Below are 26,943 nucleotides of genomic sequence, written 5' to 3'. Positions count from 1 at the left end.
ATTCGTGCTATATCGCTTTCATGGATGTCATGCCACCAATAAACTCGGTAAGTTTTTGCGCTGCACTTCTAACTTCATTTTGTAATCGCTGTCGTTCTTGGGCTGGGATACTATCCATTGGCATCATAATGCTAATGACGGCTTCGACACCGCTGTCTCGGTTGTACACAGGATAAACAATAGAAGAAATTCCTCGTCGATAGAATGATTCCCCGATGACATAGCCGCGTAAGCGGTCTGCTTGGATCATATTCCAAAAAACCTGTTTACTGCCGGCGTCATCAGGAAGTTCATCATCTGGATACAATTCATCAAATTCGGCGCGACTTAATCCACTCAGTAACATACGTCCAAGGGATGTCCGATGTGCCAGTAAACGTGTTCCAACGGTAACATGGTTAATTTTTGATTCGGCTCCACTGACTCTGGCAATATAAATAATGTCTCTGCCGTCGCGTATTACAAGGTGGCTATTGCACTGACTGCGATCGCGTAATTGCTCGATGATAGGTTGCCCTAATTGAGTAAGATCGAGCGAGGCGATATAGCCTAAGCCTAGGCTAAGCACTTTGCGACCTAGGGAGAAGGCGCCGGTTCTTGGGTGCTGCTCGATAAAATCCAAATGAACCAATGTTTGTATAGCGCGATAGGCTGTAGCTTTTGGCATATCAACTAAACGTAAAATTTCTGCGAAAGTCAGTTCGCGGTGTTGCTGTGCAAGGAGTAATAAAAGTTGTAACCCTTTTTCTAAACCGGGGATCAAATATTTGCATGTTGAACTCAAAATCTTAACCTCCCCGCATCAGCGGTGTGATTAGTTAAATACAAACCCGCCATTAACTGGGATCAATTGTCCCGTCACGAAATTAGCCATTGGTGAAAGCAAATATAAAACAGTGCCTGTGACATCTTCAGGCTGTTGCTCTCCTTGCAGTGCTCGTCCATTCTCATAGAGTTGATGGCGTTCTGCGGGAACGTATTCTGTCGCTTCAACTTTGGTTAGACCCGGAGCGATAGCATTGACGCAGATCTTTTGTGCGCCCAGCTCACGCGCCATAGAACGGGTCATACTAATAATTGCTCCTTTGCTAGCGACATAAGCCATCAGTTTTGGTGCGCCCCAAAGAGCGGTATCCGAGGCAATATTGACAATTTTGCCTTGCTGACTTTGACGTAAATAGGGCAGCGCCGCCTTAGTAACCAGCCAAGTACCTTTTACATTAACGGTCATCACGCGATCCCAAAGGTCGAGGTCATATTCGTCTAATGTCTTACCACCAACCCCTGTCGCAAGTGCGGCATTATTCACTAAGCCATCAATAGCCCCTTGCTGTCCGATCAATTGAAAAACACGTTCTATCGCCTCAGGATCGGCGATATCTAAGTGATGACCTTCGGCGGTTAAACCTGCTTGTTGTAGTTGCATGACGCTCTGCTGTAAACGCTCCTTTAGGATGTCACACAACACAACATGGGCGCCTTGTTCGGCAATCGTTTGGGCGAAACTAAACCCTAAGCCTCTTGCCGCACCAGTAATAACAATACGTTTCCCCGCCAGTAAATCATGCATTTGAGACTTCCTTGTTGTAGATTTGGTCAAATTGCTTTTTGGCCTCGCGCTGCATAATACGGCGTAGACGTGATAAACCAACATCATGTTGATAAAGGAATTCTTGTTGACGAGCATTTGGTGCCATGTTTTCTAAAATGAGGCGATCTTGCTCAAGTACATCCCAGTGCAAGCCTTCTAAGCGATTGCGGTACATAAAGCGCCACAGGTCGCGTTGCCAATCTTTGACCTTACGGATACGCCAAAAGAAGACTCGGGTATTAAATCTATCTTCAGGAACCACCATACCGATGATCCAGAAGTGTCCACCTGGTCCAAAACGCTTTTGATAAGGAATCGATAAACGAAGCCAATTAGCGCCTGTGCTAGCAAATTCTACCCAGTCAAAGTTGACGCCGACTTGGTCATTTTTGCGGAAAATAAATCCATTTTCAGTTGGCTGTAAGATCATTTCTGATTGTTTATCCCCATCCGCCATGGAGTGAGAAGATGAATGCAAATAGGTGCCATGCATTGGATCCATGACATTTTCAAGTGCATATTGATAGTTGCAATGCCATGTCGCAGTACATAAGAAATTGCTATGATTTTCGCTATCAGCTAACTCTTCTGGAAACTCAAGTGATGGCGGTACTTCATCTTCAATGGCAAAGTAGAGAAAAATGGCGCCATGCAATTCTTGAACCGGGTAGGTTTTTAAGCATTTTTGTCCTTCAAGCGGGCATTGACTAACCGCAGGAACATCTTTGACAATACCATCACCACCAACTTCAACACCGTGATACCAACAAGCAATGCGTTCACCTAGATTCCAGCCCATAGATAACCGCGCTCCACGGTGTGGGCAGCGATCTTCTAAGGCATGAATTTGCCCTTTATCATCACGCCATAAAACAATTTGTTCTTCGAGGCGGGTGATGCCTATCGGGTTGCTAGTGACTTCCCAGCTCGATAAAACGGGATACCACTGGCCTCGTAATCCAACATCTAAGTAATCTTGATAGTTTTGAAGTTGTGTTTTGGTTGTCATAATTTGCTTCCTGTTATTGGCGGTATTATTCGTTATTATTATTTCTGTTAACTACTCGTGATATTTCAAGTTGCAGTGTTTATGTGTTCTAGTCACATCTTGAGTCTGTTCCTAGTCTCACTGCGAATAGGCAGAGTAGATAGCAGTGAATTAATACCCATTTACTTGGAGAAATTCGCGAAAACTGGCTTCATTCCATTGTTGACCTTGTCGGTCAAATAGCTGTTTTTGATTTAATTCATCAATGATTTGTTCAAGGGTTTCAACACCCGATGCAAATAACGTTTCTAACATCGCTATTAGTGAGACTTCGTACTCATCGGGAATACGTGAGCGAGTTTGCCAAACGACATTAGGTGCAGTACCGGGTGATTGAATATGACCTTTACCGCCTTCTCTTGCTGGGATAATTTGATGATTAGCTGGTAAGAAGGGGTTAAAATTTTGTATTGGATCCATATCTACTCCTCAATCAAACTGATTTCGATTCGGTTTTCAACAACACGTGTTTGGTATGTTTTCAAATCACGGCCGCCTGGCTCACGTAGACACTTACCTGTTCGTATATCAAACACGGCTTCGTGGAGTGGGCACTCGACTTTGCCATCTTCAACAAAGCCTTGGCTGAGTAAGGCATAAGCGTGTGGGCAAACATCCTCCATGGCATAATATTTTTCTTCCACGAGAAAAATGCCGATTTCGGTATCCTTGACACGTGCTGAATAAGGAAATTCCTCTTGTACTTGCGAGACATCACATACCGCTATCCAACTCATCTTGTTTCCTCTCTCTACAGCCAAATAATTTTGTTTCATATATAAAACATTGTTTATTATTTAAAACCAGACTAATTGGTTGGATGATAAACAGTCAATCAATTGTTACTATCATGTAAAATGATTGTTTTAAAATGTGCAGTGTGTCTAGATTATGATTAGTTTTAGTTTCATATAAGAAACAAGAAATGAATTGTTGCGTTAGAGGGGAAGGGGAAAATAGGCCATTTACGCTATTTCACTCGATATTTCTAATGAAGTACTCAAAAATGGCTTAGTTGATATTTTTTATACTTTTTCTTTTAAGATTGGCGATGCAGTTTAGATTGAAAACCTTTTTCAACATTTTTTTATGCAAGGAAATGGGTAATCATTATATATGACAAATTGTTACAGTAAGTTTCTAAAAAACCCACCGAAGTGGGTTGCTATTTTAACGTACAGTTAAAACAGAAATTTTAGAGTTTTGGATGATCATTGAAGCGGTTGAGCCAAGAAAATACGTCGATACTCCAGGTCGTCTTGAACCAATAACAATTAGGTCTGCTTGAATATCATCAGCGATACGTAAAATTTCATCTCTCGGTGTTCCCATGATCACTTGGGCAGTAAACTTCTCTTTGGGTAAATTAAATTCTTTAATTATATCAGCTAGTTGTTTTGTCACTTTGTCGTTTTCACTGTCTGCTTTTTCTGCAAAACCGAAGCCCATTGAGGTATAAAAAGGTACAGTTGGGATGATTGCTAAAAAATGAATATGAGCGCTTTCTTCCTCTGAAAGGTATCTAATGTGAGGAAGTACCATATTAGCCAAACTTTTTTCAGTAATATCAATAGGAACTAAAATTTTCTTATACATATTGTTCTCCGAACAATCGTCAATCGTGTTTTAAAAACTAACCAGACCATGAAGATAAAAATGTTCAAACGATAAGGAATTCTAGAGTAACTCACGATCAGGAGCATACATCATAATAATCAATAATACTTTGACGTCCGATTTAAGTTAGGAATTAATGTTAAAAAATATAGGGCAAATAAGTCTGTGAATATCTCGTTTGTGCTGATTATCTATCATTATCTCTTTGTATGGGATATGGTTTAGTGCGCGGTGTATTATTTTAGCGTGTATATAGCATTGCGCTGTTATTAAGTCACACGTCAGAAGAAGAGTCTATTAACGATAAAGGGAAGTACCATGAGTAATATCACAATCAAAACAGCTGAAGAAATTGAATTGATGCGTGAGTCGGGGCGCTTATTAGCCAAAGTATTTGCTATGTTAGATACTTTTATTGTGCCGGGTATTACCACCATGGAAATAAATGACAAGGTTGAAGATTATATTGTCAATGAGTTACAGGCAAGGCCAGCGAGTAAAGGGCAATATGATTATCAGTATGTTTTAAACACCTCATTAAATGAAGTCGTTTGTCATGGTGTTCCAAAGGTTGATGAACATTTGAAGGCAAAAGATATTATCAACGTTGATATTACGTTGGAGAAAAATGGCTTTATTGCTGATTCGAGTAAAATGTATGTGATGCCTGAAGCATCGCCACTAGCGCGCAAATTAGTGAAAGATACCTATGATGCCATGTGGGAAGGGATTAAACAGGTAAAACCAGGGGCAACGTTAGGCGATATTGGCGCCGCTATTCAACATCATGCTCAAACCAATGGTTATAGTGTTGTTCGTGAATATTGTGGCCATGGTATAGGCCGAGAGATGCATGAAGATCCTCAAGTTTTACATTACGGTGTTCGTGGGCAAGGCATTGAATTAAAAGAAGGAATGACCTTTACTATTGAGCCAATGATCAATCAAGGCGGAATGAAGATCAAAACCAAGAAAGATGGTTGGACGGTGGTTACCCGTGATAAAAAGCTTTCTGCCCAGTCAGAACATACTATTTTGGTAACAGCTACGGGCTATGAAGTATTAACTTTACGCGATGAAGAGAAAAATATGATGTCCTCATGAGCGTTTAACTCGTAGCGGACTATATTCACGTTATTGACATTCATCATTTGAAGGCCGCAGATGCGGCCTTTGTGTTAATTAATCCGTGTAGTCGTTAATTTCATATTGCTGCGCACAGTGACGATTTGGATTAATACTAATTATTTAAGATCTTTTCTGTGCATATTTGAAAACAGGAAATTAAACAGCCATGTTGGTGTGAAGAGGAAAATAATCACACCAACCATAGATATTATTGGCGCATACCAATAGCAACACGATTCAACGCACTCATTAGCCCAATGGCAAGGGTTAAATCTGATATTTGTTCATCGGAAAAATAATGTTTCAGGTTTTGAAATAACGTATCAGGTGCGACAGTTTGAGCAATATTCACCAAAGATTCAGCCCAAGCCAGTGCCACACGTTCTTTGTCATTAAAATGAGAACTCACTTGCCAACCCGCTAAGCTATCAATTTTTTTATTACTCACACCACGCTCTCTTAATGAAGCAGCATGCATTTCTAAACAAAAAGCACATCCATTCATTTGTGAAACTCGTAGATTGACGAGTTCAATTAACTCGATGCCTAATCCACCTTTTTCTAATGCTTTTTTACAATCAATTAAGCCTCTATAGGCATCAGGTGATAATTTGCTATAGGGTAGGCGTAGTGTGTTCATATTAATTCCTTTATCTATACTCGTCATACTTCAAGTTGCAGCGCTTTTCGTTAAGGTATGGTGACTACGTTCATGCGCGCTAGTCATATACTCATGTATGCGCCTAGGGTCTCATCATTAAGGCATCGTTACGGCAAACATTCGTACCAGTCTCTGTATTTTCAATGTCTCAGCGAACAATTAATAAAGATAGTAATGATAAGTTGTCCTATAATAAAGTGACAAAAATGATTGAAATGACTGGGTCAAGATGGTGAGTAATATATTTAAAGTTGATAGTACGCTAAATGAACCACTGTATATGCAGTTATACCATCGTTTTCGTGATGCAATCGATTCAGGGCAATTGCTTGCTGAACAACGAGTACCTTCGATCCGTGCTCTAGCAAGTGAATTAAACCTTGCGAGAGGGACAGTCGAGTTAACTTATCAGCTATTGATTAGTGAAGGAATATTGATTGGGCGAGGGGCTAAAGGTACATTTATTGCGCCAATGGCGAATTGTTTGCGCAATAAAAAATCAATTATAACGCCTAATTTCAATCAGGATACACACAACTCTAAGGTTACCAGTTTCTATCATGAAAATGAGGTATTGCCTTTTCAACTTGGTATTCCTGCTTTGGATGCATTTCCTTTGACATTATGGAATCGGTTAATGCATCGAGTTTTACGTAATACGGAGTCTGTGCAACTGGGCTATCCTGATCCACAAGGTTTTATTGGTTTAAGAGAAGCATTAGCGAGTTATTTAGCTGTATCAAGAGGCGTAGTTTGCTCCCCTGAGCAAATTTTTATTTCTTCAGGCTATAGAGCAAGTTTACTTTTAATTTTACGCAGTTTATTCCAAGAAGGGGATGTAGGTTGGTTCGAGGAGCCTGGATACCATATCGCTCGAGAGTTTTTGCAAAAAATGGGGATGGTTTTAGTGCCTATTGATGTTGATGCGGAGGGAATAAATGTTCATTTAGGTAATAAAACAGCCGCAAAAGCGAGGTTTGCGTTAGTGACACCGACTCATCAAAGCCCGACTAATGTCACTTTATCGTTAGAAAGACGTATGGATTTGCTTGAATGGGCAAATAAACATAAAAGCTGGGTAATTGAAGATGACTATGACAGTGAATTTCGTTATTTAGGTCGTCCAATTCCTGCGTTGAAAAACCTTGATAATGACAATAGGGTTATCTACTGTGGAACCTTAAGTAAGGCATTATTTCCTTCTTTACGTCTCTCATATATGGTTGTGCCTACTCACCAAGTCGCTCGATTTAAAAGTACAGCACAACAATTAGGTGGGAATAGCCCAATATGGACACAACAAGTCAGCCAATTATTCATCCAAGAAGGTCATTTTTCGCGTCATTTACGAAAAATGCGCAATCTATATCGACAGAGGCGGCAATACTTAATTGATGCAATAAACCAAGTCTTTGCTGACATTTTATTTGTTCATCAGCAGTCAGGGGGGATGCATATTGTTGCCGAGCTGATCAACGGGCAATCATCGGAACGTTTTGTTAAACAAGCGAATAGGCAGGGTATAGGAATTCAATCACTGACAAGTTGGATGCAGTCTAATCATTCTACGCAAATTATTTTGTTAGGATTCACTAATATTAAAAGTGCTCAAGATGCATTTGAGTTGTGTTTGAAATTAAAAAATTGTTATTTTTTAACTCAATAAATCTTTAATATTAGTTATTCTCGTTTTTTGTAATATAGTTTAATATGTAAATATTATTAATGACTAAAGAAATAACGTATTTATGCTGATCTTTATTCATGCGAGTATTCATACTGTATGCTATTTTGTGTTAAATAATATGAAGTGGAATTTTCAACTAATGGTTGTAACTTTATCTTATTGTGTGTAAGGCTTACTTTATCATTGTTTTTATATGAAATTATATTTTAAGTTAATGATGATAATTATTTAAATGAATATTAATTTGACTCGATAAGATTATGAGAATCTATATAACCTAATGATCTTATAAAATTATAAGGAGGCTTCATTTATTGACAATAAACTAGCACTCCATTTAGGAGATATCATTATGCATGAAAAAAATATTGACTTTTGGGAGCAGATTTTTCGCTGGGTTCAACTCAATTTTCCATTATTAAGTGGTGTTATGTTGGCAACGCTGATTGCATTTATTCGAGAATGGCGAGATGGTAATAGTACATGGCAATCATTAGCGGAAGCAGTGATTTGTGGGGCAATTACTGTGAGTGCGATCCGAGCACTACAATGGTTATTAGTTTACATGAATTACTCTGAAGCGTGGTCATCTCTCGCTGAATTTTGTGGAGCAATGATAGGCTTTCTTGGTACTAAAAAGATTAGCTGGATTGTAGATTCGCTTTTAATTTCAATGAAAAAACGTTATGGAGAAAAAGAATAGCATTAAATATGAAGTATATTAAGAGATTGATAAAATTAAGTTGTACGATAAGCCATCAATAAGGCTTATCGGATATAATGATGACGACTGGCATTAATATTAATGTTAAGATTGTAATTTATTTTCCTCCTCTCAATGTAAACTTTAAATTTGATGATGATTTAGTCTGTTACCTATTAAGTTAGCGATAACTAATAATTTGAGGTCTTACGTTTATGATTAATTTAATTGAATATATTATCATATATTTTATTTTGACTTCTATGACTTATCTTGAATTGATTATAAGTTATTACTTATGGATTAACAGAATGTAACAATGCTCAAAATAACGTAGTGAATATTGCAACATTATTTAATTTTAGGCAGAAGGATCATCTTATTTGTCTTGTGTTAACAACTGCGTTACATGTCACAATTACAATCAATTGTGTTAACAATGTTTTGACATTTATTGTTATATGCAAGTAGATTGAAGGCAGCAGATTTTAGATAAGAGACTATCTGTGATATGAAGATGGTCTCTTATTGTCTTTTTTCAGCAGATAGCGGCCATCTTACCAATATTACGAAGGGGGCTGCTATGACTGTTCGCAATCTATCAAAATCCGTAACTATTAGAGGTATCGATGACATTATTCAGTTCATCGATTCTCAGGCTCGTCTTACTGGCCGTGCTGGGCTGATTTGGTGGTTAATGCTCGGAGGATTATTCCTTGATGCATTTTCTAACTCAGCGTTAAGCGCAGGGCTTAATCCAATGACTCGTGATTTAAATTTATCGGCAACGCAGATTGCGTTATTGACGTCTTTTTCGTCATGGGTCGCTATTATTTTTAACCCTGTAGGTGGTTGGATTGCTGACCGATGGGGAAGAGTAAAACCATTAATCATTGCTAAGATTGTCGCTATTATCGGCGCATTATTAGTGATGTTCTCAACTGATTTTCACACCATTATTGCAGGGCGCTTCTTTGTTGGGGTGTCTTATGGAATGGACTTTGCTGTTGCAATGGCAATGTTAGCGGAGTTTACGCCTGCGAAACTAAAAAGTCGCCTTAATACATGGCAAGGGGTTTGGTATGTTGCTGTGTGCCTGAATTTGATATTTGCCTTGTTATTCTTCTCAATGGATGTGGGTGATGCAATCTGGCGTTATTCTATTGGGGTGACTGCGGTTTGTGGTATTACAATTTTTATTCTGCAATTTGTTTACCTCGTTGAAAGTCCCATTTGGCTGGCGAGAAAATCGCGCTTTGCTGAAGCAACAAAGGCGATGTCAAAAGTCTATGGCGATTATTTTACATTAGCCCCTAAAGAAGAATTGAAACCCATTGTTGGTCAAGCAAAAGGGGGAGTACGGAATCTATTACTTATTTTTAAAGGCGTTTATTTACCAAGAACGATTTTGGCTGCAACGGTGCAAATTTGTCAATCTATACAATATTTTGGGATTGGTTGGTATTTGCCAGTGATCAGTGCAGCGATGTTTGGTAAGAATTTTGTTTATGCAACCTTAGGTTCACTATTTTTCAATCTGTTTGGGATCCTTGGTGGGTTTATGTCCCCGCTGATTGGCCGTTGGCTTGGCTTGAGAATGGCATCAGCAACCGGTTTTGCAGTTGCATTTTTAGTATTACTTTCTTTAGGGCTATACAGTGATGTGATGCCAATTTGGTTGTCATTGACGGTTCCTGCCTTGTTCATTCTTTGTCATTCAGGTGGACCCGGTGCGAATGGTAAAAGCCTATCATCACTTTCATTCAGAAGTGAATTGCGCGCTGGTGCAAACGGCATCATTGGTGCTCTTGGTGCGATGGGGGCTGCGCTTGGTTTATTCATCTTCCCTGTTTTTCGTGAGTCTTATGGTTTACAAACCACCTTTCTGATTATGTCAGTGGTACCGTTGGTCGCCAGTATCATTTGCTTCCTAATTAAATGGGATCCTACTCGCACTCACATCGTGCCTGACAACGAGCCAAATGCTCCTCAATTTAAAGCTGAAAAAGAAACGATAATTGACAATCCGTTAAGGAGAACAGAATGAAACACGGTCAAAATGTCATTCTAGCGATTGATGAAGGTACATCAGGTACTCGTTCAGCAGTTGTCAGTGCAGATGGATTAGTGCGTTTTTTAGAATATCATCCTTTACGTGTTGAAAGTTTACAGCATGGTGTTACAGAGCAAAATGCAGATGACATATTAAAGGCAACATTAGAGGTTTGCCGTAAAACAATTGCTCAGGCACAACAAGATAATTTGCATATTGTTGCCTTAAGTATTGCAACTCAGCGTTCGACCTCAGTGCTATGGGACAGTAAAACAGGCAAATCATTAGTCCCCGCTATGGTTTGGCAAGATGCACGCTATGCCGATATTTTACATACTCTAGCTGATGAGTGGGACAGCCGCCTACTACAACATACAGGCCGTCCTGTAGGGATCCGCTCACCTTATTTATGGGCTGCAAAACATATTCAAGAAACCCCAGTCGTTGCAGAGGCTTTTAAGGCCAATCGACTCAAATTTGGCACCATAGATAGCTGGTTGCTTTGGAATTTATCACAAGAAGGCCACTGTGTTACAACGCCCACAAACGCAACGTCAGCGGGCGCTTATAGCTTACGTGAGCATCGTTACTACACTCCTTGGTTAGAGGCATTATCATTTCCTCTATCATTACTGCCTGAACTTAAAGATGACTTAGATGATCTAGGAACCACAAGGCAAGACCTACTTGGTATTTCGGTACCGATTTTGGCTTGCATGGGGGATCAATTTGCGGGTGCTGTTGGATTAGGTTGCATTCAACATGGGCAATCTATTTGTATGCATGGTACTGGCAGTTTTATCGACCAAATTGTTAGTGAGAGTGTTCCTTCATTCGATCATCAATTGGAAAGCACGCTTGCGATGGTGGCTCGTCGTCAGCAATCACAATCTCATTATTCAGTAGAAACCTTTGTTCCGACAACAGGTTCTGCGCTGAATTGGGTGTGTGAGAAATTACATTGGTTTGATTCACCTGAGCAAATAAGTGAACTGGCAATGCAAGCGCAAGATGCAGGTGGTGTTAGCTTTATACCTGCTTTAACTGGGCTACGAGTGCCGAGTTTACAACCTCAAGCACGTGCCTCTTTAAACGGCATATCAATTTCAACTACACGTCCACAGATCGCCTACGCCATTTTAGAAGGCATTGCGAATTCAGTCGCAGGTTGCTTACGTGCGAATCAATCTGCAACAGGGTTAACCGCACAACAATTGGTAGTCGGGGGTGGGATGTCAAACAGTGATGCTTTATTGCAAATTCAGGCAGATATCAGCGGTATACCTGTATTACGCATGTCTGAAACAGCGAGAGCGAGTCTAAGAGGAGCCGCATTTTTAGCGGGTTCTAATGGATTGCTTTGGGACTCTCTCGAAAGTGCCTGTGAAACATTAACGGTAGCGAAACGGTTTATTCCATCAATAAGCGAAGCCGAGCGTAATCAACGTCTTCTATTGTGGAATTCACGCCTTCAACTTGAAATTGATTATACCGCAATAAAAGCCATTGCTTGTTAGGAGTCTATTTACTCATGAATTTTTTTCCATCTCGTAAACCAAGTAAATCACACAGTGATTTGTTTACAACAGCGCCATTAAGACTCAATCGAGAAGAACAACTTGATCGGTTACAACATGAAAAATATGACATCTTGATTATCGGCGGTGGAGTGACTGGTGCTTATTCCGCATTAGATGCCAGTTTGAGGGGATATAAAGTTGCTTTAGTCGAAAAAGATGATTTTGCGTCGGGGACATCATCTAAATCCTCCAAAATGGTACATGGAGGGCTGCGTTATATCGAACAAGGGAATTTAAAACTGGTGTTTCATTCTTTACTAGAGCGACAACGTTTACGCCGTAATGCAAGGCACCTAGTACAACGTTTACCGTTTATGTTCCCAATCTTAGATAAAAACGGGGTATTTGATAAAAGATTAGCCAAAGCCTTCGAAAGCTTATTATGGACATACGATCTGGCAGGGGGATGGCGTGAAGGTATTTTACATCAAAAATTGACACCTGCTGAGGTGCTATCACATTGCCCAACACTGAATGAAGAACAGCTTTCCGGTGGATTTATGTATTTTGATGCACGTGTCGATGACGCCAGATTGACACTTGCATTAGCGAGAACCGCTGCACATCACGGAGTCACTGTTATCAATCATACCAAAGCGCAACAAATACTAAGAGACGCGAACGGGAAGGTTAATGGTGCGATAGTTCAGGTAAATAACCGTGAAATTCATGTTTCAGCGAAAGTGGTGATCATGGCGACAGGTGTATGGTTGCGTGATTGGAAAGGCGAGAAAAAAGGCACGGAAAGTGCTTTGCATGTGCGCCCAGCAAAAGGGGTTCATATTGCAATCCCATGGTTGAAAATACGCAATGATTGTACTGTGACTATCCCTGTTCCGGGGCGCAATCGTCGTGCAACGATTACACGCTGGGGAAATGTTTCTTACTTAGGCACGACAGATGAAGACTATGAAGGAAATCTAGATGATGTGCATTGTACACGTAAGGAATTAGATTTCTTAATTGAAGGTGCCAATACCGCGTTGAAAACCAATTTAACTGTTGATGATGTGGTTGGCAGTATCGCAGGTTGCCGCCCGTTAGTGGGGGGAAAAGGCGGAAAAACTATTGAGATGAAACGTAACCACCAAATTACAGTTGCAGAAGATGGCTTGATTACCGTTGTTGGTGGCAAGTTGACGACTTCACGCCATATGGCAGAACAAACCATTGATGCTGCTAGCAAACTATTGGGTAAGAAAAAACGCTGTACGACCAAATCCGCTTATCTACTAGGTGCGGCTGGTTATGATCCACAAGCGGTGATGGCATCTGGTGGAATGGCTGCACATCTAGGCGAACGCTATGGCACCGAAGCACATTTTGTTAGTGATATTTTGCAGCAGGATCCAACACTTGCAAAACCCATTGTTGAAGGACTGCCTTATAGCGAGGCAGAGGTACTTTATGCCATTCGTCATGAGCTAGCCAGTACGGTTGATGATGTTTTGGCAAGACGGATCCGTGCACGTTTGATGGCACGAGATGCCTCTGCGCAAGCAGCTCAACGAGTTGGTGAATTACTTCAACAAGAACTGAGTTTTACTGCCGAAGAGATTAAGACACAAGTAGACGACTATCAGGCAGCGATTAAACGTGAAAAATCGATACTTATAGGAGAAGCAATATGATCAGTAAAGATGCGATTAAGCGCGGCTATAACCGAGGTAACTATGTTGTTGGCGCTCACACGCCACCAAGTTGGGCAACGTCAGTGTCTTCAAGTAACGGTAATCAAGGATTACAAACAGCGCCAGTGCATGTGAATAAAGAAACCATTAAGCAACTCAAGCAGATCGCCGATCGAGTGATGACGTCAGAGCAAGACGTCATTAATTTCACTCGTGACTGGTGGGCGCGAACGATGATCAGCGAGACAGAAGGCCAGCCTGCAACTCCGATGGCGGTGATCGTCTGTGTCTCCACCGTTGAACAAGTTCAAGCGGTGATGCGTATTGCTCACGAAAAAAGCTTACCCGTCACAGTTTCCGCTGGGCGTAGTAATGTGACTGGCGCAGCGTTGCCTCTACGTGGTGGGATTGTGCTAGATGTCTGTGAACTGAATAAACTCGTGAGTTTTGATAAAACGAGCCAAATTGTTGATGTTGAAGCGGGCATGTTTGGTGATGTTTTTGAAGAGATCATTCAAAAAGAATACGGAATGACGATGGGGCATTGGCCTTCATCATTTGGTATTAGCACGGTAGGTGGTTGGGTGGCATGCCGAGGTGCAGGGCAACTTTCTACACGTTACGGCAAAATTGAAGATATGGTTTACGGTATGGATATCGTGCTCGCTGATGGTCAATTAATTACGGTAGGGGGCTATTCGCGTGCGGCGACAGGACCTGATTTACAGCAATTATTTATTGGTTCAGAAGGAACATTAGGCATCATTGTACGTATTCGTTTTAAGCTACACCGTTTGCCTGATTATGGTCGTGCGATTGCATGGGGGTTTGACAGTTTTGCCGAGGGGCTAGAAGCATGTCGACAAATCATGCAACAGGGCACAACGCCAGCGGTTCTGCGTCTTTATGATAATCTCGAAAGCGGTGTGCAATTTGATCTACCTAATACCAACGTGTTGTTAATTGCCGATGAAGGTGCAAAAGAAGTGGTTGATGCCTTTTTGACCATCGCTGAGCGGGTATGCCAGCAAATAGGGCAGCCTCTCGATCATGCATTTATTTTTGAGCGTTGGTTAGATACGCGTTATTTAACAGGAAAAAGCGCAGAGGGTTTTAAACGAACACCGGGACTGGTTGCTGATACACTAGAAATGATTGGTTGTTGGCGTGATCTCAGTACTATTTATGATGAGGTTGTGGCGGCGATTAATGCAGTCCCAGGAACACTAGCAGGCTCTGCGCACCAATCTCATGCTTATGTTGATGGCGCTTGTTTATATTTCTCTTTGCGCGGCGATGTTGAGGTAACACAACGAGCTGCATGGTACCGCGCAGCATGGGATGCGGCAAACCAAGTGATCATTAAACACAAAGCAACACTCAGCCATCACCATGGGGTCGGGCTACTAAGATCGCCTTATATGGAGAGATCACTGTCATCGGCTTTTCCTATTATGCAAAGTTTGAAAGCGGCGCTTGACCCTAAACAAATACTCAACCCAGGTAAGCTCGGATTTAGTACTGAGCTTCCTAATGATTAGGTAGGTGAATTATGGTTCATAACTTTGGCGCGCTGTTAGCGCGCCATCCTGTCATTATGGCTATCTATGGTGTGGAGCAATTAAAAGTCGCCATCGAAAGCGAAGCAAAAGTGTGCATTATCGCCAATATCGATCTGTTAAAAATTCAACCTGTGATTAATTTACTCACGCAAGCAGATAAATTTGTCATTGTGAATATTGATAGTTGTAATGGCATTCAGCAAGATAAAAGTGGTATCGAATATATTGCTGAAAGCGGCGCTACTGGCATATTGTCAACTCGCTTACAAACGATCCAACGCGCGAATCGTCTTGAGTTACTGACGATGCAAAAAATCTTTGTGACTGACCGCTCCACGTGGTTACGTAGTTTAAATGCGATCGAACAAAGTGCTCCTGACTATGTCCAACTGATGCCAGCCCCTATGCTGCCTCTATTATCTCAAGCCGATAAAATGAAATTACCTCCTATTGTGGCTTCTGGATTTGTGAGCCATGCAAATGATGTCACATATGCATTAGCCAATGGCGCTATTGCAGTTTCAAGTAGTGATTGTCAACTGTGGGGAATGGCCCTATCACCAGAAGGAAAAATAAAATGAATAATGGTTATCTTCAAGTTATCGCTTATTACTATGCCAAACAAGGAATGGGGGAGCATGTTAATCAAGCCTTGATAGAGCTGGCCGCAGCAACACGGACAGAGCCTGATAATTTATCGTATCAGTTCTTTCGTTCCACAGAAAATAGCGATCACTTTGTTATTCTAGAACAATATCAAACGGCGAATGGTTTGGAAGCACACCGTCAAACGGAACATTTCCAGCGTATTGGGGGGAGCATCATCACGCCACTTCTGGACAGCAAACAGGTGGAAAGTATTTTTGTGACACAAGGAAATAATTCGCTCAATCAAGGAGTACGTCAATGATAAACTTAGACAAATTTGAATTTGCCTGTGTACCAAAGCTTATTTTTGAATGGGGGGCCGCACAGCGATTAGCGCAAATTATAGAAACCTTCGGCTCTCCAAGACAAGTGATGATTATTTCAGATCAGGGGCTTGTGCAAGCGGGTATTGTCTCTGATGTCATGCTTAATTTAGAGCGTGCGGGATATAGCGTTTCGCTATATTCGGCTGTTCAGCCTGATCCGTTAGAGCAGCAAGTGATTGATGCCGCTGAAATGGCCACGAATGTTGGCGCAGAAATAATCATTGGATTAGGCGGGGGATCAAGTCTTGATGTTGCAAAGCTGGTAGCAATTATGGCGCAATCACAACAACCGCTTTCACAAATGTATGGCATCAATAAGGTTAAGGGACAACGATTACCATTGATCCAAATCCCCACGACTGCGGGGACAGGATCAGAAGTCACTAATATAGCAATCCTCACTACCTCTGATGATAATAAAATGGGCATAGTCGATGCAAAATTATTCTGTGATGTGGTGGTGTTGGATGCGCAATTAACCCTTAAGTTACCCGCAATACATACGGCTGCATCAGGGATTGATGCTATGGTGCATGCAATTGAAGCTTATACCAGTAAACATAAGAAAAACCTATTTTCTGATTTACTTGCCAAAGAAGCGCTGGTGTTACTTAGCCAAAATTTAGTGGCTGCTTGTAATGATGGTAATAACCGAGCGGCCAGAGAAGCGAACTTATTAGGTGCGACACTTGCCGGTATCGCTTTTGCTAATTCACCTGTTGCGGCGGTTCATGCGTTAGCCTATCCACTCGGCGCGCAGCATCATATTTCTCATGGATTATCAAATGCATTAATGTTGCTGCCAGTGCTTCATTTTAATTTACCTAGTGCGCAGATGTTATATGCGGAATTGGCGACGTATGTGGGTGCTTCAGTAAAACACAATGTGCAGCAAGATAGTGACGCCTTTATCAACAAAATGGCGCAAATTATTGCTGAATGCCAAGTGCCTCAACGCTTACGTGAAGTCGGGATCTTACACAGCGATTTATCATCATTGGCTCAGGCGGCAATGGCTCAAACTCGCTTATTAGTGAATAATCCTCGGGAGTTGACAGAGCAAAATGCATTGGAATTATACCAACAGGCATGGTGACTAGGTTCATTGATAGTCGGCAGCGTGTTTTCTCTGCTCCTCGGGATTGGAGAGTGCATCGTTAATTGTGACTTAAATGATGTATACCCGTCATACTTCAAGATGCAGGATTGTTGACTGCGCTACGCTCGCCGAGTCACATAGTTTATCTATGCTCCCCGTCTATCTTCACTTGTCGCCTACCTGCATCCCGAATTATTTAGAGTATAGATAAAGATAACCTGTTTGATGTCTGTGAATTAACATCAAACGCTAATGGCATAGCGACCGTACTTGAAGATTATATCTGCTGTAATGCTATATCAATTGCAGAATCCCATTATTATCCTGAGTTCAAGCCTAAAGCATTATATTGTGAGCAAGCGTTGATTGGTTTCTTTATGTACCGAGAGCGAGATTTGCTGCCGAATGAAGCCCAAATTTGTCGTTATATGTTAGATCACAAGTTTATTGGGCAAGGTCTCGGAAAAAAAACATTTTCAGCAATAATTGATTACTTTAAAGCCAAAGGACTCCATCGTGTCACATTAGGAGTTGATAATGAGAACAATATTGCTAAAAACCTCTATATATCACATGGTTTTACTTATACAGGTGAAATTGTCGATGGGGAATATATTTATAGTCTAAAATTGATTTAAAAACAGGTGGTTAGATGACTCTTTTTTTTGAGATAAAAGAATGGCTAATATATAAATCTTATCATTTATGGATAAGATTTTAGCGTTAAAGTCTGAAGTTATTCTCAGTCAATAAAAAGCTAGAAAGCCTGATTCTGGATATGGTATATCATCGGAAAATTATCTATCTGGACAGAGTCTATGTTTAGTCTTTCTGAATTAATTAATGATACGCCGATTGACTCTATTTTATTATTTGTAATCACATTTGTGTTATTAGTTATTTCTGCGTATATCGGTAAATTTATATTTAAGCGCCGAAATGCGCACGAAGAAATTGCTGACGATGAAGCTAAAATTATACTAGGTGCCATTTTATCATTATTGGGCTTATTAATTGGTTTTGTACTCTCCATCTCAATTAATGGCTACAATAATCGGCAGCAAACCGAGGAAAATGAAGCGATTGCGATTGGCAATGCTTATCAACGCGTGCAAATATTGAACAGCAGTGATAGGGCTGATGCGATGAATTTATTGGAACAGTACCTAGAGGCACGTATTGAATTTTTCAAATCGGGAGTGAGTGATGAAAATAACCAGTGGCGACGCCTTTCTTTAGAAAAACAAGCCGCATTATGGGAGCTCGCAGTTAAAGAAGCGACTAAAACACCGAACCCTGTGATTGCATCAGTACTGACGGCAATTAGTGATCTTTATCTTTCGCAGCAGAAAACGATGGCAAGCTGGCGACATCAAATACCTAATGCGGCATGGTTTTTATTAATTTTCTTTGCGGTTTGCTCGAATATTTTAATTGGTTACAACATTCGTGGCACTAAAGGGAAGAACTGGTTGATCTTGATCTTACCTTCACTAACTACTTTGGCTTTATTTATGATTGCAGAAATTGATATTCCTGGTGAAGGGGTCATTCATGTCACACCGGACGATTTGATTTCATTGCAAGAATTCTTATTTAAAGAGGGTACATTGGTTGGACAATTAGGCAATTAAATGACCCCCGCAGGTGCATGCCTGCGGGGATATTTTTATCGAACGATAATGCCAAGTAAAATACCAATAACACCGAAGTCTGCATCGCTGAATGTTGTATTAGCGATACCAATATCACCAAGAACAGGGAGTAGGAACACAGGCAAGAAGGTAATTAATAGGCCTTGCGCGAACGCACCTAAAATTGCTCCACGACGACCGCCCGTAGCATTACCAAACACCCCAGCAGCAGCCCCCACGAAAAAGTGAGGTACAACACCCGGTATAATCACAGTCATATTTAACGCATACAGGATAAACATACCGATCACACCAGCGGCAAAGCTACTTAAGAAACCAACTAATACAGCATTAGGCGCATAAGGGAACACAACTGGGCAATCTAGCGCAGGTTTGGCATTAGGAACTAATTTATCGGAGATCCCTTTGAAAGCGGGAACAATTTCTGCAATGACCATACGAACACCTTGCAGAATGATATAAACACCCGCAGCGAAAGTGATAGATTGCATCAATGAGAACATAAACCAGTTTTTACCACCACTCACTTCACGAACGTAATCACTGCCAGCAAATAAACAAGTGATGATAAAAATAATGAACATAGTGAATGAAATAGCAACTGGGGTATCACGTAGGAAAAGTAAACTTTTCGGTACGTTCATGTCTTCAGTTGAATGTGCTTTATTACCAAATTTGCTCCCGATAAAACCAGCAAGCACATAAGAGATCGTTGAAAAGTGTCCGATAGCGACGTCATCTGAACCCGTCACTTTCTTCATGTATGGGTGGGCGATGGCAGGGAAGAACACCATACAAAAACCAACAATGAGTGAGCCAACAACCACCAGTAGCGTACCTTCCATACCTGCTGTTGCAAGGATCACTGCCACCATCATTGACATGAATAAAGTGTGGTGACCCGTTAGGAAAATGAATTTCCATGGGGTTAAGCGGGCAATCAAGATATTAATAAGCATGGCGAAGAACATGATCATTGCCATTTCTCGGCCAAAGCTTTTTTGTGCAATAGAAACAATGGCTTCATTGTTTGGTACAACACCATTAATACCGAAAGCATGTTGGAAAATTGCTGAGAAATCACCTAATGAGCTGACAACGAGGCCTGCACCTGCACCTAAAATGACAAAACCCATAATGGTTTTGATGGTGCCTTTAATACATTCAGTAACGGGTTTCTTTTGAGCAATTAAGCCAATTAAAGCAATCAGACCGACTAGGATCGCCGGTTCAGAAAGGACATCCTGCATCAGAAAACGAAAAAATGACATATAGCCTCCGCTTACAGTGCGCCTAACTTACGCAGTGCAACACTCAAATGTTCTTTCATAGCGACTTTGTCGATCATATTTTCTAGAGCAACGATTTCACCATCGACTTGCTGTGCAACTAATTGTTCAGCAATATCTTTTGTACCAACAAAAATATCACTAGCAGTTCCTTTGGCAGAACCAAGATCCACGTGATCTACATCAGCACTGACTTGCAAATCTTTTAAAATCGTTTTGATACTCATTTCCATCATCAGACTAGTACCTAAACCATTTCCACATACGACGGTAATTTTCATATTCTTTTCCTTCTAAAAATTAATAGTTAGCGATGATTCTAATGATGTCATCAATGTTTTCTGATTGGATGATTTGGTCAATATGATCTTGGTTATCAAATAGTTCAGCGAGTTTAGCAATAGCGCCAATATGGCTATTACTGTCTGTCGCAGCGAGTACGATTAACAACTTAATTGGATCGTTGCCTTCCGAGCCAAACTCAACGCCCTGTTTAATCACCGTTAGACCTAATGATAATTGGTTTACACCATCTTCGGGGCGAGCATGGGGCATTGCAATACCTGGGCCTAATACATAATACGGGCCAATTTTTTCATGAGAGCGAATGATGGCATCGACATAAGACGGCTCAATCGCGTTATTTTTGATGAGTGGTTCACAGGCGATATGTATCGCATCACGCCAGTCAGTGGCGCTATCGACGACCTGAATGACGTTAGGGGTCAATAATGTCGTTAGCATTGAATTTGCTCCTGGTAATGTAAAACTATTTTTAGCTTTTTTTCTAACTATCAAACTAAGAGCATAGTAGTGATCTATGGTAGCGCTATCTAGCTGAATTGTTCATTTTCGTGATAGCGCTATCATTTCATATAAATAAAGTGAATATATTGCAAACAACATTAAAGACCGCTCATTAACAAATCTAACCTGTGGTAAGTTATAGCGTGACAAATTGGGTAATAGAGTAAAAAAGCATCTTTTATGGAAAAAACACGCAAAAGAAAGAATACTGGGCGAGTGACGCTACAAGATGTTGCTAAATATGCAGGCGTTGGTTCAATGACTGTCTCAAGGGCGCTGCGCACTCCAGACTTAGTATCAGATAAACTGCGAGAAAAAATCAATGAAGCAGTCGCAGAGCTTGGGTATATACCAAACTCTGCGGCGGGTATACTCGCCTCCGGTCAAAGCCGAACGATCGCAGTACTTGTGCCATCATTACGAGACTATGCGAGTTCGGCATTTTTGCAATCACTACAGGATGTACTTAACAAAAACAGCTATCAAGTTGTTATTGGCAGCCATGATTATCAACAGAAAAAAGAATCTGAAGTTTTCTTTACTTTATTGCAAAGTAGTCCAGCAGCGATGGTTATTTTTGGCGCGATTAATTCTGAAAGCGTGCTTAGCTATCTTAAAAATATTGATATTCCCGTTATTAGTGTTGCAGGGGAAGCAACACACTCACTTTCGCTTAACATCCGAAGCAATATTGGTGAGGCCGTATATTTTCTAACTAATCATATGCTACAAAAAGGTTATCGAAAAATTGGTTATATTGGCGCACAAATGGATAGTAAGGTACAAAGTCAACAGCTAAGTGGCTGGACAAAGGCAATGTTAAGCCATAATCACAGTGCAGAACAAAGCATAACCACCCCTTATGTGGCCACTATGGATTTTGGACGGCAAGCCATTAGCGAAATGTTAACTCGTCAACCAGAACTCGATGCAGTGATATGCAGTCATGAAATGATTGCATTAGGGGTACTTTTTGAATGCCAAAGGCGGTTGATTAAAGTTCCATCAATGTTAGCTGTAGCCTGTGTTGAAGGGTCATCAAATTGCGATTATATCCATCCATCGCTCACATCCGTTAGGATCGATTACAGTAAAATGGCAAAGGAAGCAGCCAAGAAATTACAAAAATGGCTTTCTGATCCCGATAGCGATTTTTCAAACCAGCAAGAAGAAATTATTTTCCCCTACAAATTCGAAGCCAGGCAAAGTGCATGAAATGCAAATGCCGAGAAGGGCATATTTTCTGCCTTTTTAATCCCTTATTTATACGCTAACACATTCAAAAATGTGTTAGCGGTCACTGTTTAATTATCGATTAGATAGTTATTTTAACCCTCGAAATAAGATTGTCGATGATGTCACGGAATCATTAATTGATTGTGGTAATTTGATTAAGCAGTTAATTATTTTTTATTTTGCAAAGTCAATATGTTGTCTCACAAGGCATGATTTGTAGATAAATTACAGGGGAATTTATGAACACAACACAACTAAAAATAGCGTTATCTGCTGCGCTACTCGCGTCATGCTCAGTGGCAGCAAGCACAACAGGCTCTGAAATACTCGCGGTACAAAACGGCGGGACACCTGATAAAGTGTACCAAACAAATAAACCTACGATTAAAGTCGCGACTTATAATATAGGTAAAAACGAATTATCCGAGAATGTTGCTGATTTTAATCAGCTTAATCAGGCGATTGCTAAAATCGATGCGGATGTCATTGTGGTGACTGAAGTTGATAATAAAACGGCACGCAGTAAAAAAGTTGATCAACTCGAAACGTTGGCGAAAGCGAATAAAATGTATCATGCATTTGGTAAAGCTTTAGACTTCGATGGTGGAGAGTATGGAGTTGGGATCTTATCAAAGTATCCAATTGAAAAATCGAAAGTTATTCCACTACCGTCGGGAGATGCCGAACAGCGAGTTGTTTTATTATCACAAATCAGTAAACCGGGTTTTGATTCACCGATTATTATTATGGGAACTCATTTAGATTGGCAAAAGGATCCCACAATTCGTATTGGCCAAGTGAGACATATACTTGATGCGGCTATTGGCGATACTGATACGGGATTCGATAATATTGCAGCGTCAATCAAAATATTGGCGGGAGATTTTAACTCTACAGCAGAAGAGCAGCCGATTAAAGAGCTTCGCTATTTTTGGGTGCCAGTAGAAAAATCAGGCGTGAACTATCGAAGCTGGCCCGCGGTAAATCCTGCGATTGATATTGACCATATTTTCACCTTTAAAGGTCAAGTTTGGGATGTGAAAGATATGGTGATCCCGAAAGACAGCAAAGAGTTTCAATGGTCACAAGCTAGCGACCATCTGCCTATTATTGCGGAATTAGAGTTGCAGGAACAATAACCCGATAAATATAAAATAACTTGGGATGGAAAAATGATGTTTCTATTCCAAGTCATTGATAATGTAAGCCCCTTAACCATCTAGATAAGGGGCTTAATCATTTATTAGTCTTGGTTGAGAATTTTTTTTCTTTCAATAAAGCGTGTTTCTGCTTGTTCTAAATAACTTTTGATTAATTGATAAATTTGCTCGCGTTGAGCGTACAACTCATGGTTATTTTTCAATATCGGGTCGATTTGCACTTTATAGTTGCTTAAAAAAGAATCAATGCTTAAATGTTGAAGAGCGATTTGCGCATAATAAAACTGATAAATATATGATCCTTGCGTGTGTGAAAGTGCAATGTCTTCTTTGAAGTTATTAGTTGCAAGTAGTAGTAGCTGAATATTTGTCATGATACACCTTATCGTCGGGACATGTAGATGCTACCTGACTAAAATAAAATCCATTGTCAAAATTGGTCGTATAATTTTAGTTTTTAGGCTCTAACCCCATTTATAGGAATATTCTGTATTTAGAGCGGGGGATAAGGTGGCTATAGGATAAAATACGTATTGGTGATGTGATTGTTTAATTATTTTTTATAGTGGATAAATTAACTTTATTTATCTATTTTGTTTTTAACGGGGTTTTTTTACTCTTAAATTGCGTTAGATTCCATTTTAAGATAAATGAATTGATAAGAATAGCTTAAGATATAATCGTTCGAATGATTATATCTAATTGTAGTCTATTGTATTAAGAACATTGTGAACATCAAGTATGAGATAGCTGAAGGGAAACATCAAATTTACAGTATAAATATGCTGCTAGAATATCCTTGAGATATCAATAGCCCGCCTATGTTGGCTTCCTGCCAACTGAGTAGTTAAATTATAAAACATGTGCAAAAACAAAATTTATGAGTTTGATTGCTCAGAATAATAGATTAATGAATATATGGTTAGATTATTTTTATTGCTTTTTTACTCACAAAAGGGATTTTATATATATTGAAATATATATTATCCATTTGTATAACTTATTCATGTTTATACATGGATGAAAATGAAATATGATTGACACTTAAGTTAAATGATACGTTTAGTCATTTTAGATTGATTATTTTTATAGTAAAAAGGATACAACCTGTAACAGTTCAATCTACTACTGATACTTATTTTAAAAGAATATTGCTGATAAAATTACTCCATAATTGAGTTTTATTAAGAGAAGTTATAATAGTTGTATGTTTTTAACTATCTTTAGCCATAATTCTGTAGGTGTTGTAATTATTTTTAGTGATAGAAATATAAGAACAATTTAAGTTGTGATCGCGAAAACTGACATATATCAGAAGTGAGAGGATGAGATTATTTTAATCCAAAAGGTATCGTATATTTTTTCTGTAAAAATTGATTATGAATAAAATGATTAATTATTTTGAAGAGTACAAGATATGAATATCGTTAAGCTGCTTACGATGGCATTACTTATTGGGTGCTCATTTTTATTAGGCGTAACTATCTATTATAAGCCACAACCAGATGTGATCAAACTGGCTGAATACAATGTTGAAGATTATTTATCTTACCCTGAGTCGGCATCATTTAAGCATGTAAAATATAATCTTATCAGAGTAACCGCAGATAAAGGCGAAGTCGGTTATGTTTGTGGTAAGGTGTTAAGAATAAAAAATGCAAAAATAGAAGGCTATAAAAGATTTATAGTAAAAGCATATCATAGTAAAGATGGACGAGCTGTTCTGTCATTTCCTTTGGTTGAAGGCGATGATGATTTATTACCACTTTCGGTTATAGAAAATCTCTGGGTAAAGTATTGCTCTTAATAATAGCTTGGTATGGAAGTGTTTTAACAAAAAACAAACAAAATTGACGTTATTATTTTACATTAATACAAAAGGTCGCGTTTTTTATTAAAAATAAGTTTGCCGATTAAAGAAGCTTTATCAGGTTTTTTGTTAGTCGAATGAGCGATTTTTCATAGAATTAAAAGAGATTAGGAACGCTTGATAACAAGTAATGTTATCAAGCGTCTGATAATATTACTTATTCAATGTATTAATAAGCAGTTGGTGGCGCTCATTGTAAAATTTAATATATGTCATATAGCCAGCTAAAATAGTTGATAAACTTGCTGTTGCCAATAACATAAAAGTGACCATAATCTGATATTTTACCGCTTCTAGCGGATCAACACCTGCAAATATTAATCCTGACATCATACCCGGTAAGCTAACAATACCGACTGTTTTTGCAGAATCGACAGTTGGGATCAGCGATGCACGAATACTTTCACGAATAATTGATGCTGAAGCAATTTTAGGCGTTGCACCTAGACTTAGCATTTCTTGTATTTGTTGTTGCTGACTGTTAAAACGTTGCCCTAAGTTATTAAAACAAAGACCTACAGCGATCATTGCATTACCCGCAATCATACCTGTAATTGGGATCACTTGCATTGGTGTGAAAGCAATGGCTTTACTGGTGATTAATATGATTAAGGTTAGGAATGTCCCTGAAGTAATTGCGATAAAGGCAGTGCCGAAAATTTTATCTATGTATTTACTGCGTTTTTTCGCATTCCATGCCGCATTAAAACAGATAAACATAACCATTGCGATGGTGAGTATTTCATGGTCGACCTGAAAAATATACTTAAGGATATAACCGACAATTAATAGTTGGATGATGGCACGCAACGTACTCCAAATAATGTCTTTTTCTAGAGCGAGTTTTTCTTTATGGCTGATAAATATTGCAACCAGAACAAGCATAATAGAAAAACCCAAGGACTCATTGGTGATAGTGGGTTGGTGCATGTTTAATTCCTATGTTCTTGATTATGGATGGGAAGAGTGATGACGTCATCTGCATGCATAATTTCATCTTGATCGTGAGTTACCCATAAAACAGCAATACCCTGCTGAGTTGTATATTGATGGATCATCTCATTAACTTTGACTTTATTTGCTTCATCTAATGCACTGGTGATTTCATCCAGTAGTAATACCTTCGGTAAGAATTGAAGATTACGAATTAGTGAAACACGCTGTTTTTCACCCCCCGATAACTCATTTATTCCTTTTTCTAAGATAGATTCAGGTAGTGAAAAGTAATTTAGGTCATGCAATATTTTAGCTTTGTCAAAATTTAGTTTTCGAATTTTATAGGGGAAAAATAAATTATCATAGACAGTATTGCCAAACAAAGATGGCGTTTGGGTGCAATAGGAAACTTGTTGTCGATACTCTTCAGGTGATATAGATGCATAATCACGGCCATCAAATAGAATTGTTCCTGAAGTAGGAGGCAACAATGATGCAACTATCTTTAATAGTGTACTTTTCCCACAGCCTGAAGGGCCTGTAATTAGCTTAAACTCGCCTAATTTTAATTCAAATTGGACATGCTCCAATATGGTCTTACCATCAATAGAATACCCAATATCATCAATTTTCAATAAAGTGCGGTTTTTATCCAT

Annotated in this window: 28 protein-coding genes; 15 read left to right on the top strand and 13 right to left on the bottom strand. The window is 39.6% G+C overall.

Annotated features, from left to right (window positions below):
* Positions 1 to 7: 7 nt before the first annotated feature.
* From M1E96_RS12360 to M1E96_RS12335, 6 genes are all read right to left on the bottom strand, one after another.
* Entirely contained in the window at positions 8 to 784 is a 777-nt protein-coding gene (locus M1E96_RS12360; RefSeq protein ID WP_272579672.1) for an IclR family transcriptional regulator, read from the bottom strand.
* Between the two features lie 30 nt (positions 785 to 814).
* On the bottom strand, positions 815 to 1,570 hold the full coding sequence (locus M1E96_RS12355) for an SDR family oxidoreductase (RefSeq protein ID WP_272579673.1): 756 nt from the start codon (positions 1,568 to 1,570) through the stop codon (positions 815 to 817).
* Entirely contained in the window at positions 1,563 to 2,600 is a 1,038-nt protein-coding gene (locus M1E96_RS12350) for an aromatic ring-hydroxylating dioxygenase subunit alpha (protein ID WP_070925510.1), read from the bottom strand. Before M1E96_RS12350 ends, M1E96_RS12355 begins: the two co-directional genes overlap by 8 nt.
* Before the next feature lie 150 nt (positions 2,601 to 2,750).
* Positions 2,751 to 3,059 carry a recombinase-like helix-turn-helix domain-containing protein gene (locus M1E96_RS12345; protein WP_140186660.1) on the bottom strand — a complete coding sequence of 103 codons (309 nt, stop codon included), beginning with the start codon at positions 3,057 to 3,059 and terminating at the stop codon, positions 2,751 to 2,753.
* Between the two features lie 2 nt (positions 3,060 to 3,061).
* The gene (locus M1E96_RS12340) at positions 3,062 to 3,376 is read right to left on the bottom strand and encodes a non-heme iron oxygenase ferredoxin subunit (RefSeq protein WP_070925508.1); all 315 of its coding nucleotides are present in this window, start codon (positions 3,374 to 3,376) and stop codon (positions 3,062 to 3,064) included.
* A gap of 433 nt (positions 3,377 to 3,809) precedes the next feature.
* Positions 3,810 to 4,235 carry a universal stress protein gene (locus tag M1E96_RS12335; protein WP_319069099.1) on the bottom strand — a complete coding sequence of 142 codons (426 nt, stop codon included), beginning with the start codon at positions 4,233 to 4,235 and terminating at the stop codon, positions 3,810 to 3,812.
* Between the two features lie 339 nt (positions 4,236 to 4,574).
* Here M1E96_RS12335 and map point away from each other — a divergent pair, with 339 nt between their 5' ends.
* A complete protein-coding gene (gene map, locus M1E96_RS12330; protein WP_070925506.1) occupies positions 4,575 to 5,360 on the top strand; it encodes a type I methionyl aminopeptidase in 786 nt (261 codons plus the stop codon).
* A gap of 232 nt (positions 5,361 to 5,592) precedes the next feature.
* Here map and M1E96_RS12325 read toward each other — a convergent pair whose 3' ends face one another.
* Positions 5,593 to 6,024 (bottom strand): carboxymuconolactone decarboxylase family protein, encoded by a 432-nt coding sequence (locus M1E96_RS12325; RefSeq protein ID WP_272579674.1) that lies wholly within the window; start codon positions 6,022 to 6,024, stop codon positions 5,593 to 5,595.
* A 250-nt stretch (positions 6,025 to 6,274) separates the two neighbouring features.
* On the opposite strand from M1E96_RS12325, the gene M1E96_RS12320 reads away from it, so the two are divergent.
* The 11 genes from M1E96_RS12320 (at position 6,275) to M1E96_RS12270 (ending at position 18,968) form a co-directional block, all read left to right on the top strand.
* The gene (locus M1E96_RS12320; protein ID WP_272579675.1) at positions 6,275 to 7,711 is read left to right on the top strand and encodes a PLP-dependent aminotransferase family protein; all 1,437 of its coding nucleotides are present in this window, start codon (positions 6,275 to 6,277) and stop codon (positions 7,709 to 7,711) included.
* A gap of 373 nt (positions 7,712 to 8,084) precedes the next feature.
* Positions 8,085 to 8,435 (top strand): phage holin family protein, encoded by a 351-nt coding sequence (locus M1E96_RS12315; protein ID WP_070925504.1) that lies wholly within the window; start codon positions 8,085 to 8,087, stop codon positions 8,433 to 8,435.
* Between the two features lie 583 nt (positions 8,436 to 9,018).
* Complete coding sequence (locus M1E96_RS12310; protein ID WP_272579677.1) at positions 9,019 to 10,482, top strand: MFS transporter; 1,464 nt, start codon at positions 9,019 to 9,021, stop codon at positions 10,480 to 10,482.
* Positions 10,479 to 12,005: an FGGY family carbohydrate kinase gene (locus tag M1E96_RS12305; protein WP_140186663.1), complete on the top strand. Its 1,527-nt coding sequence runs from the start codon at positions 10,479 to 10,481 to the stop codon at positions 12,003 to 12,005. The genes M1E96_RS12310 and M1E96_RS12305 overlap by 4 nt, the downstream gene beginning before the upstream one ends.
* A 14-nt stretch (positions 12,006 to 12,019) precedes the next feature.
* Positions 12,020 to 13,699, top strand: coding sequence for a glycerol-3-phosphate dehydrogenase/oxidase (locus tag M1E96_RS12300; RefSeq protein WP_272579679.1), 1,680 nt, complete (start codon positions 12,020 to 12,022; stop codon positions 13,697 to 13,699).
* Positions 13,696 to 15,240 (top strand): FAD-binding oxidoreductase, encoded by a 1,545-nt coding sequence (locus tag M1E96_RS12295; RefSeq protein WP_272579680.1) that lies wholly within the window; start codon positions 13,696 to 13,698, stop codon positions 15,238 to 15,240. Before M1E96_RS12300 ends, M1E96_RS12295 begins: the two co-directional genes overlap by 4 nt.
* Positions 15,241 to 15,251: 11 nt before the next feature.
* Positions 15,252 to 15,842 (top strand): glycerol-3-phosphate responsive antiterminator, encoded by a 591-nt coding sequence (locus M1E96_RS12290; protein ID WP_070925500.1) that lies wholly within the window; start codon positions 15,252 to 15,254, stop codon positions 15,840 to 15,842.
* Positions 15,839 to 16,171, top strand: coding sequence for a putative quinol monooxygenase (locus M1E96_RS12285; protein ID WP_272579681.1), 333 nt, complete (start codon positions 15,839 to 15,841; stop codon positions 16,169 to 16,171). The genes M1E96_RS12290 and M1E96_RS12285 overlap by 4 nt, the downstream gene beginning before the upstream one ends.
* Complete coding sequence (locus M1E96_RS12280) at positions 16,168 to 17,331, top strand: iron-containing alcohol dehydrogenase (protein ID WP_272579682.1); 1,164 nt, start codon at positions 16,168 to 16,170, stop codon at positions 17,329 to 17,331. Before M1E96_RS12285 ends, M1E96_RS12280 begins: the two co-directional genes overlap by 4 nt.
* Positions 17,332 to 17,537: 206 nt before the next feature.
* A complete protein-coding gene (locus M1E96_RS12275) occupies positions 17,538 to 17,972 on the top strand; it encodes a GNAT family N-acetyltransferase (protein ID WP_337979967.1) in 435 nt (144 codons plus the stop codon).
* Between the two features lie 180 nt (positions 17,973 to 18,152).
* The gene (locus M1E96_RS12270) at positions 18,153 to 18,968 is read left to right on the top strand and encodes a hypothetical protein (protein ID WP_272579683.1); all 816 of its coding nucleotides are present in this window, start codon (positions 18,153 to 18,155) and stop codon (positions 18,966 to 18,968) included.
* A 35-nt stretch (positions 18,969 to 19,003) separates the two neighbouring features.
* Here the strand turns inward: M1E96_RS12270 and M1E96_RS12265 are convergent, their stop codons facing one another.
* Genes M1E96_RS12265 through M1E96_RS12255 form a run of 3 tightly spaced genes read right to left on the bottom strand, consistent with a single transcriptional unit; the run spans position 19,004 to position 21,022 of the window.
* A complete protein-coding gene (locus M1E96_RS12265; RefSeq protein WP_070925496.1) occupies positions 19,004 to 20,260 on the bottom strand; it encodes a PTS ascorbate transporter subunit IIC in 1,257 nt (418 codons plus the stop codon).
* Between the two features lie 11 nt (positions 20,261 to 20,271).
* Positions 20,272 to 20,559: a PTS sugar transporter subunit IIB gene (locus M1E96_RS12260; protein WP_272579685.1), complete on the bottom strand. Its 288-nt coding sequence runs from the start codon at positions 20,557 to 20,559 to the stop codon at positions 20,272 to 20,274.
* 19 nt (positions 20,560 to 20,578) lie between these two features.
* Positions 20,579 to 21,022, bottom strand: a complete 444-nt coding sequence (locus M1E96_RS12255) for a PTS sugar transporter subunit IIA (protein ID WP_070925494.1) — start codon at positions 21,020 to 21,022, stop codon at positions 20,579 to 20,581.
* A gap of 243 nt (positions 21,023 to 21,265) precedes the next feature.
* Here M1E96_RS12255 and M1E96_RS12250 point away from each other — a divergent pair, with 243 nt between their 5' ends.
* Together M1E96_RS12250 and M1E96_RS12245 are read left to right on the top strand one after the other, a co-directional pair.
* A complete protein-coding gene (locus M1E96_RS12250) occupies positions 21,266 to 22,300 on the top strand; it encodes a LacI family DNA-binding transcriptional regulator (RefSeq protein ID WP_272579686.1) in 1,035 nt (344 codons plus the stop codon).
* Positions 22,301 to 22,560: 260 nt separating this feature from the next.
* The gene (locus M1E96_RS12245; RefSeq protein WP_070925492.1) at positions 22,561 to 23,460 is read left to right on the top strand and encodes an endonuclease/exonuclease/phosphatase family protein; all 900 of its coding nucleotides are present in this window, start codon (positions 22,561 to 22,563) and stop codon (positions 23,458 to 23,460) included.
* A gap of 104 nt (positions 23,461 to 23,564) precedes the next feature.
* Here M1E96_RS12245 and M1E96_RS12240 read toward each other — a convergent pair whose 3' ends face one another.
* Positions 23,565 to 23,855, bottom strand: a complete 291-nt coding sequence (locus M1E96_RS12240) for a hypothetical protein (RefSeq protein WP_070925491.1) — start codon at positions 23,853 to 23,855, stop codon at positions 23,565 to 23,567.
* Positions 23,856 to 24,898: 1,043 nt separating this feature from the next.
* On the opposite strand from M1E96_RS12240, the gene M1E96_RS12235 reads away from it, so the two are divergent.
* Positions 24,899 to 25,288, top strand: a complete 390-nt coding sequence (locus tag M1E96_RS12235; RefSeq protein WP_070925490.1) for a hypothetical protein — start codon at positions 24,899 to 24,901, stop codon at positions 25,286 to 25,288.
* A 216-nt stretch (positions 25,289 to 25,504) separates the two neighbouring features.
* Here M1E96_RS12235 and fetB read toward each other — a convergent pair whose 3' ends face one another.
* Positions 25,505 to 26,281: an iron export ABC transporter permease subunit FetB gene (gene fetB / locus M1E96_RS12230; protein WP_070925489.1), complete on the bottom strand. Its 777-nt coding sequence runs from the start codon at positions 26,279 to 26,281 to the stop codon at positions 25,505 to 25,507.
* A gap of 2 nt (positions 26,282 to 26,283) precedes the next feature.
* Positions 26,284 to 26,943: an iron ABC transporter ATP-binding protein FetA gene (gene fetA / locus M1E96_RS12225; protein WP_349485371.1), complete on the bottom strand. Its 660-nt coding sequence runs from the start codon at positions 26,941 to 26,943 to the stop codon at positions 26,284 to 26,286.

Source organism: Providencia sp. PROV236, assembly GCF_033676985.1.
Lineage (GTDB): Bacteria > Pseudomonadota > Gammaproteobacteria > Enterobacterales > Enterobacteriaceae > Providencia > Providencia manganoxydans.
This window is presented reverse-complemented; position numbering and strand designations above follow the sequence as displayed.

Bases quoted from the DNA above. Each gene is read 5' to 3' on its own strand.
- M1E96_RS12355 (WP_272579673.1), bottom strand. From the start codon at position 1,570: ATGCATGATTTACTGGCGGGGAAACGTATTGTTATTACTGGTGCGGCA.
- M1E96_RS12350 (WP_070925510.1), bottom strand. From the start codon at position 2,600: ATGACAACCAAAACACAACTTCAAAACTATCAAGATTACTTAGATGTT.
- M1E96_RS12345 (WP_140186660.1), bottom strand. From the start codon at position 3,059: ATGGATCCAATACAAAATTTTAACCCCTTCTTACCAGCTAATCATCAA.
- M1E96_RS12340 (WP_070925508.1), bottom strand. From the start codon at position 3,376: ATGAGTTGGATAGCGGTATGTGATGTCTCGCAAGTACAAGAGGAATTT.
- M1E96_RS12335 (WP_319069099.1), bottom strand. From the start codon at position 4,235: ATGTATAAGAAAATTTTAGTTCCTATTGATATTACTGAAAAAAGTTTG.
- map (WP_070925506.1), top strand. From the start codon at position 4,575: ATGAGTAATATCACAATCAAAACAGCTGAAGAAATTGAATTGATGCGT.
- M1E96_RS12325 (WP_272579674.1), bottom strand. From the start codon at position 6,024: ATGAACACACTACGCCTACCCTATAGCAAATTATCACCTGATGCCTAT.
- M1E96_RS12320 (WP_272579675.1), top strand. From the start codon at position 6,275: ATGGTGAGTAATATATTTAAAGTTGATAGTACGCTAAATGAACCACTG.
- M1E96_RS12315 (WP_070925504.1), top strand. From the start codon at position 8,085: ATGCATGAAAAAAATATTGACTTTTGGGAGCAGATTTTTCGCTGGGTT.
- M1E96_RS12310 (WP_272579677.1), top strand. From the start codon at position 9,019: ATGACTGTTCGCAATCTATCAAAATCCGTAACTATTAGAGGTATCGAT.
- M1E96_RS12305 (WP_140186663.1), top strand. From the start codon at position 10,479: ATGAAACACGGTCAAAATGTCATTCTAGCGATTGATGAAGGTACATCA.
- M1E96_RS12300 (WP_272579679.1), top strand. From the start codon at position 12,020: ATGAATTTTTTTCCATCTCGTAAACCAAGTAAATCACACAGTGATTTG.
- M1E96_RS12295 (WP_272579680.1), top strand. From the start codon at position 13,696: ATGATCAGTAAAGATGCGATTAAGCGCGGCTATAACCGAGGTAACTAT.
- M1E96_RS12290 (WP_070925500.1), top strand. From the start codon at position 15,252: ATGGTTCATAACTTTGGCGCGCTGTTAGCGCGCCATCCTGTCATTATG.
- M1E96_RS12285 (WP_272579681.1), top strand. From the start codon at position 15,839: ATGAATAATGGTTATCTTCAAGTTATCGCTTATTACTATGCCAAACAA.
- M1E96_RS12280 (WP_272579682.1), top strand. From the start codon at position 16,168: ATGATAAACTTAGACAAATTTGAATTTGCCTGTGTACCAAAGCTTATT.
- M1E96_RS12270 (WP_272579683.1), top strand. From the start codon at position 18,153: ATGTTTAGTCTTTCTGAATTAATTAATGATACGCCGATTGACTCTATT.
- M1E96_RS12265 (WP_070925496.1), bottom strand. From the start codon at position 20,260: ATGTCATTTTTTCGTTTTCTGATGCAGGATGTCCTTTCTGAACCGGCG.
- M1E96_RS12260 (WP_272579685.1), bottom strand. From the start codon at position 20,559: ATGAAAATTACCGTCGTATGTGGAAATGGTTTAGGTACTAGTCTGATG.
- M1E96_RS12255 (WP_070925494.1), bottom strand. From the start codon at position 21,022: ATGCTAACGACATTATTGACCCCTAACGTCATTCAGGTCGTCGATAGC.
- M1E96_RS12250 (WP_272579686.1), top strand. From the start codon at position 21,266: ATGGAAAAAACACGCAAAAGAAAGAATACTGGGCGAGTGACGCTACAA.
- M1E96_RS12245 (WP_070925492.1), top strand. From the start codon at position 22,561: ATGAACACAACACAACTAAAAATAGCGTTATCTGCTGCGCTACTCGCG.
- M1E96_RS12240 (WP_070925491.1), bottom strand. From the start codon at position 23,855: ATGACAAATATTCAGCTACTACTACTTGCAACTAATAACTTCAAAGAA.
- M1E96_RS12235 (WP_070925490.1), top strand. From the start codon at position 24,899: ATGAATATCGTTAAGCTGCTTACGATGGCATTACTTATTGGGTGCTCA.
- fetB (WP_070925489.1), bottom strand. From the start codon at position 26,281: ATGCACCAACCCACTATCACCAATGAGTCCTTGGGTTTTTCTATTATG.
- fetA (WP_349485371.1), bottom strand. From the start codon at position 26,943: ATGGATAAAAACCGCACTTTATTGAAAATTGATGATATTGGGTATTCT.